This window comes from Shewanella sp. ECSMB14101 (assembly GCF_000773485.1).
Classification (GTDB): domain Bacteria; phylum Pseudomonadota; class Gammaproteobacteria; order Enterobacterales; family Shewanellaceae; genus Shewanella; species Shewanella marisflavi.
Genome location: NZ_JSFF01000064.1, coordinates 1 through 1,177, shown reverse-complemented (window position 1 = coordinate 1,177; position 1,177 = coordinate 1). Strand labels below are relative to the sequence as shown.

The following is a 1,177-nucleotide window of genomic DNA, read 5'->3' as shown; positions in this document are numbered from 1 at the left end:
CGCGTTAGGCGCCGCTGCTAAAGGCGTTAGCACTATTTAGAGAGGGTGCATGGATTTACCAAAACAAATCGTACAACATAAAGCTGAATCAGATTCCTATGCGATATTACTATATAAGCTAAGGGATGTAGGCATATTTAGAAATATGACTGAAAATGATTATGGAATTGATTTTGAAATCGAATTTGTTGAAAATGGTGAGGTTATTGGGCATTACCTAAAAGCTCAAGTTAAGGCTTCAGAGAGCCTAACTATACGTAAGAAAGATTCAGTACCGACAGTTTCAGGGATCAAACAAAGTACTTTACATTATTGGGCTCAACTAAGCCTAAAATGCCATGTTATTGCTTATGCAGTTGACTTGAAAACTGAGGAAATATATATATCAAAGCCCTTGTTTTGGGATGCTATCGCAAAACTTGATAAAGGCAATAGTACTAAAACTATCGAATTTATACCACATCAACCTCAAGTTGCTTCCCAAGCAGATATTGCCAAAATTTTCACGAAAGTGTATTCGAAACTGCCAACATTACAAGATGAAATATATAACCATAAGTTGGCATTAAAAAGCTTAAATAGGTTTATTACATTGTATGCGGATGTATTTCATTACGATGTCTGCTGTGAAGTAAATAGCCAGGATGACTTTGCAACTTTTTTAGAGGTTTGCCGAGTCTTATTAGTTTGGGAAAGTTCCTCAGAATTTAGCCTGGAAGAAGAGGAAAAAAAATATATTTATAGCTATGAATACTGGTGCCGTAAATCATCATCAGATGGGTATGGTAACGAAGTAGTAAACTATATAGCTCAAAAACCTATGAAAGTGCTTTTCCCATTGTTATTGAAAACCTTACAGCGATATGAAAATTTGGTTTTCAAAAGTAAATATTACTGGCTTCATAAGGATAGAGTTTACTTAAAATTGGTCTACGATAACCAAATCCCCTCTGCCAGAGAGCATGAGGCGATATGTGAACTAGATTATGGCCAACAGACTAGGTCACGTAAAGATGGTGGGTTTCAGTACTTCTGTTCACAAATATAGTGCTAACAAGGCACTTAAACGGAACTAAAACAGTGGGTTAGTTTCGCTGCGCTACACATTTTAACCCACAATTTTAGTCCGCTTAGTGCGGCGCTGGAGGATCCCCTCATAATTCAGGTCTCCCAGCAG

Annotated in this window: 1 protein-coding gene; it reads left to right on the top strand. The window is 37.1% G+C overall.

Going from position 1 to position 1,177, the window contains the following annotated elements:
• Positions 1 to 49: 49 nt before the first annotated feature.
• On the top strand, positions 50 to 1,048 hold the full coding sequence (locus tag NY07_RS18775; RefSeq protein WP_033540880.1) for a DUF4365 domain-containing protein: 999 nt from the start codon (positions 50 to 52) through the stop codon (positions 1,046 to 1,048).
• Positions 1,049 to 1,177: the final 129 nt, after the last annotated feature.